Annotated in this window: 4 protein-coding genes; all 4 read right to left on the reverse strand. The window is 69.4% G+C overall.

Going from position 1 to position 4,817, the window contains the following annotated elements; genetic code table 11:
• On the reverse strand, positions 1 to 662 hold a 662-nt coding region (locus QZW52_RS18560; RefSeq protein ID WP_294001504.1), incomplete at its 3' end, for an AAA family ATPase.
• A 34-nt stretch (positions 663 to 696) separates the two neighbouring features.
• Complete coding sequence (locus tag QZW52_RS18565; RefSeq protein WP_294001507.1) at positions 697 to 834, reverse strand: hypothetical protein; 138 nt, start codon at positions 832 to 834, stop codon at positions 697 to 699.
• A gap of 30 nt (positions 835 to 864) precedes the next feature.
• On the reverse strand, positions 865 to 2,973 hold the full coding sequence (pbpC, locus tag QZW52_RS18570) for a penicillin-binding protein 1C (RefSeq protein ID WP_294001510.1): 2,109 nt from the start codon (positions 2,971 to 2,973) through the stop codon (positions 865 to 867).
• 206 nt (positions 2,974 to 3,179) lie between these two features.
• A partial coding sequence (locus QZW52_RS18575; protein WP_473964395.1) for an alpha-2-macroglobulin family protein occupies positions 3,180 to 4,817 on the reverse strand: 1,638 nt, incomplete at its 5' end.

Here is a 4,817-nt window from a genome sequence, read left to right on the forward strand (position 1 = left end):
TTGCCTTGCTGCAGAGAGGCCAGTTGATGCCGAATCAACCACTGGCCGATGGCCTGGTCATTGACCGAAGAGCGTTGCCAGTCCGTGTAGGGGCTGAACCTGTCGGGTGGATGCTGGATCGACTTTTCCTGGCTCAGCTCTTCACCTGAAGACCACAACCGATCGCATTCATAAAATGCAATCACCGGCAAGGTGAAATCACGGTTGTTCCGCGCACCTTCAACCACCAGCGCACGTTGATCCATCGCCAGAAAATCACTGCTCGCTTCAGAGCCAGACACCGACACTTTCGCAGCCAGACCGCCGGTCAATCCGCCCGAGCTGCCATGAAACTCGAAATCCACCACACTGCCGGACTTCAAGACACCATCGCCACCGATGACATCCGCAGAGAACCGTGCATGGATGGAAACATGACGCGCCCGCAAAAGGCGCTTGTCTCGATAGATCACATGGGCTTCAGACTCCTGGATGGGACGGCGCCCGCTCAAGTCGTCCACGTAAGACAAAGCCCAACCCCCCAAGGTCACAGCCATTGCACGGAGCAGCGAAGTCTTTCCGCGTCCATTTTCTCCAATCACCAGATTGAATCGGGGATCAAAAGCAAATTCCGCTTGCTCGAACAAGCGGAAGTTTTCTACTTTCAAATGATTGAGCTGCATGGCGCGGATTATCCTCCTGACGACAAGGCGTCACTCACGCCGCCTTCGGATGCGGCCGGGTCAGATCGACCCACAGGCTGTTGTCGTCGAAACGCACCGACTTAGGCGAAGTAGTCATTCCACGTCCTTTGAAGAAGAAGCGGAAATTGCGATGGCGGAAGACGGCCGGCATCACGCCATCATAGGTCAGAGTCCTTCCGCATCAGGGCACAGCGCGTGCCACCGCCCCGCGCACTTCGAACCGCACCGCCTCCACCCGCCCCCCCGCCAGCCGCAACTCCAGCACATGCCGCCCCGGCCACGGCGCCCAGCCCACGCGAGCGCCCTGCCCGATGCGCTGGCCGTCGAGCCACCACTGGCCCGGCTCGCCCTCGAAGACGATGCGCTGGACCTTGGGCGGGATGTCCGGGTCGATCGCGTAGAGCGCGCCCTGCTGCGGGCGGGCGATGCCGTGGTACTGGGCGGATGCCTGCGTGTGGCCGCCGCGGCGGATCTCGGCCTGCTCGGTGCCGGCGAGGAAATGCTCGACACGCACCGGCTGTGCATCGCCCGCGACAAGCTGGCGCACCACCCCAGCGGGCATCGGTGGCGGGCGTGAGGGCTGGCCGTCGTGCAGCGCCTGCACCAGCGTGCGCCAGACCGGGGCGGCGCCGACCGTGCCGCTGACCGCCTGCATCGGCTCGCCGCTGGCATTGCCGACCCAGACGCCGACCGTGTACCGATCCGTCCAGCCGACGCACCAGTTGTCGCGCAAGTCCTTGCTGGTGCCGGTTTTCACCGCCGCGAAGCCGCGGGTGACCAGCGGGCTGTCGAGGCCGAAGGTGATGGCGCGGGCCGCGTTGTCCGAGAGGATGTCGCCGACCAGCCAAGCCGCAGCCGGCGTGCCGACCTGCCCGTTCGCCGTCCGGCCGCCGTTGGCGAGAGCGCGGTAGGCGTTCGTCAGCGCGAACAGCGTCACCTCGGCGCTACCGAGCGCGAGCGCGGCGCCGTGGAAACCGCCGCTGTGGCGAATCGCCAGCCCGTAGGCGTTGAGGCGGTCGAACAGTGCGTCCGGCGTCAGCATCACGCCCAGGCGCACGGCGGGAATGTTCAGGCTCGCGGCCAGTGCGTTACGGGCGCTGACCCAGCCGTGGTAGTCGTGGTCGTAGTTCTGCGGGGCGTAGACGCCGCTGCCGGCCATGAGCTGCGCGGGGGCGTCTTCGAGCAGGCTGGCGGGCGTGATCAGCCGGCGCTCGAAGGCCATCGCGTAGACGAAGGGCTTGAGCGTCGAGCCGGGCTGGCGGCGCGTGAGCACCATGTCCACTGCCGCCGCGTCCGACAGCGCCGCCCCCGACGAGCCGACCCAGGCAAGCACGTTGCCCGTGGCGTTGTCGAGCACGAGCACGGCGCCGTCCTCGATGTGGCGCAGGCTGAGTTCGGCGAGCTGCTGGCGCAGGGCCTGCACGGCGAGGCGCTGGAGTCCTGCGTCAAGCGTCGTCGTCAGCGTGGCGGGGAACGGCGGCTTCAGGGTACGCAGAAGTTGGCGTGCGTAGTGCGGCGCGTCGTTCGGCGGCGCGGGCTGCACGGCGCGGGCTGAGGCGCCAGCCACCAGCGCCCGCGACGCCACCGGCTCCAGCGCGGCGCAGTCCAGCTTCTGCTGCTGCAGCAACGCGCAGGCACGGCGCACCACCACGTCCCGCGCCGCGTTCGGCCCGCGCACCAAGGCGGCCAGCAACGCCGATTCAGCCGCGTCCAGCCCGCTCGGGTGCTTGCCGAGCAGCACCCGCGACGCCGCCGGAATCCCGACCAGCTCGCCGCGCATCGGCACGCGGTTCAGGTACGCCTCCAGGAGGTCGGCCTTGCGCCAGTGCGCTTCCAGCTCACGGGCCGCGGCGATCTGGCCGAGCTTGCCAACGACGCTGCGGCCCTGCGCGGGGCGGGCGTGGTCGGTGTCGATCAGGCCGGCGAGCTGCATCGTGATGGTGGACGCGCCCTGCTTCGCGCCATCGCCCGCGAGGTTCGCCCAGGTGCTGCGGGCGAGTCCCGCCCAGTCCACGCCAGTGTGGGCGTGGAAGCGGTGGTCTTCGGCGAGCACGATCGACGTGCGCAGCGCAGGGGAGAAATCGGCGAGCACGACCCAGGGCAGGCGGCGGGCGCTGGGGTCGGTGCGGATCGACTGGAGCGGGGTGCCGTGGCGGTCGAGGAGCGTGAGGTCGGCGGGGCGGTGGGCGGCGCGGACCTCGGTGTACGCCGGCAGCGCCAGCGCGGGTCCGCTGATCACGGCCCAGGCACAGACTGGCAAGACGGACAGGGTTCGGTGGAAGAGGCGCATGCCGCCGATGATGCCAAGCGGCCACGCAGGGGCAAAATAAAAGGGCCTGTCGCTGTGACAGGCCCTCCCTGAGGTACATGAATGGGTCGATGAAGCAATAAAAAAGGGTCGTATACCGCGCCAAGGCTTTGACAAACCGTGTCGCGTTGGATGAAAGATACGACCAAGTACCTGTTGCACCCATCCCCGACTTCAGGGGCCATGCCTCATGGTGCGACTTCCATCACGCCCACCGGCACCTCGCCGAAGTTCTCCGGCGCATACATCGCCTCGACCCGGCTCGGTGGCAAGGTGTAGCGACCGGCGGTGTTCAGGCGCATCGTGTACTCGACGGTGTGCGTGCCGCGGGGCAGCCAGGCGTAGTAGGCCCGCCAGGCTTCCGGCAGACGCTCTTCGTACACACGCCACGCGCTGCCGCTCTGCTGCTCGCCGCGGGTGGCGATCTGCGAATCCCGGCCCAGCCCGTTGCCCAGCAGCGCCGCGCCCGGCGGCACCGGGTCGCTGATCACCACCCAGCCGAGGTCGGCCATCGCCGTCACCTTCAACTGCACGCGCAGCACGTCGCCGCGTGTCCACTGGCCGGCGGTCTTCTGCTCGACGCCGGTGACGCTGCGCTCGATGCGGTAGCCGGCGCTGAACGGTGCTTTCAGCGGCACGGCGGCGAGGCTCTGCAGGGCGACCCACGGCTTGCCGGTGCCCTGCTGCGTGACCGTCAGCGTGGCCGGTGCCGCCGATGCAGCGGCCGACGCTGGCGCGGTCCACGGCAGGCCCATCGCGCCGCCGCCCGCCTGCTTCGCCCAGTCGAGTTCGCGGGTCGTCGCCCCAAGCGCGGCGCGGCTGCGGCCCGTGACCGGCGTGGACTCATGCACCGCCGAGAAGCGGTCCAGCGCCAGCGTGGTCCAGACGTTGGCCGTCGTCGTCGCGAAAGCGCCGTTGCGCTGGGCATCGAGGCGGGCCATCAGGCCGGTGACGAGACGCGGCAGGTCTTCGCGCCAGCCCGCGCCGTCGTCCACTGCGGTGAGCAGCAGCCGCGCCGCGTTGGCGTCCGCGCCGGTCATCAGCCACCACCACGCATCGCCCGCCTCGTCCGCGAACTTCAGCGTCGTGCCGCCCGCGACCAGCCGGGCACGCAGCAGGTTGCGCGCCTCGTCCACCCGCTGCGCCTGCTGCGCAATGCCTTCGACGCGGCGCAGGATCACCAACCAGTCGATCAGCGCCGCGGTCGGCCACTGCTGCGGCGCGATCTCCAGCGAACCGAGCAGCCGCGCCGTCGCCCGGCCGTGCCGCGACAGCGCCTCGATCGCGGCGAGCTTGCGCACGTCGCGCTCCAGCGCATCGCCCCGCGGCGACGGCAGGCGACGCTCCAGCCGGCCTTCGACAAACGCCGTCAGCCCGCCCAGCATCGCCTCACGCGGCGCGTCCGGGATCTTCCAGCCCGCCGCATGCGACGCCGCCAGCACATACGCCGTCAGCGCATCGCTGCCCCCGCCCACGCTGTCCGACGACGGCGGGAAGTAGTGCGCGAGGCCGTCGCTGTCGAGGTAGCTCGGCAACTCGCCCATCAGCGCGGTCCACGCCGCCGTGTCGTGCAGGCCGATCGACCGCGAGGTCTTCTGCTCCAGGCAGCGGTACGGGTACAGCTCGAAGTAGCGCCGGATGCCCGGCAGCGCCCCGGCCAGCGTCGGCTTGAGCGTCACCTGTACGCCGCCAAGCCCCGGCAGCGCATCGGCGGGTGGCGCCACCGGCCAGCTCACGGCGCCATCAAGCTGGCGGATCGTCGCCTGCATCACGCGCACCGGGACGGCCGGCTGCACCTGCTGCACGACCTTGATGCGGTCCCGCGC

The sequence above is a fragment of the Sphaerotilus sp. genome, assembly GCF_013299175.1.
Lineage (GTDB): Bacteria > Pseudomonadota > Gammaproteobacteria > Burkholderiales > Burkholderiaceae_C > Sphaerotilus.

Excerpts from the sequence above, each read along its gene's own strand:
- QZW52_RS18565 (WP_294001507.1), bottom strand. The coding sequence starts at position 834 with ATGCCGGCCGTCTTCCGCCATCGCAATTTCCGCTTCTTCTTCAAAGGA.
- pbpC (WP_294001510.1), bottom strand. The coding sequence starts at position 2,973 with ATGCGCCTCTTCCACCGAACCCTGTCCGTCTTGCCAGTCTGTGCCTGG.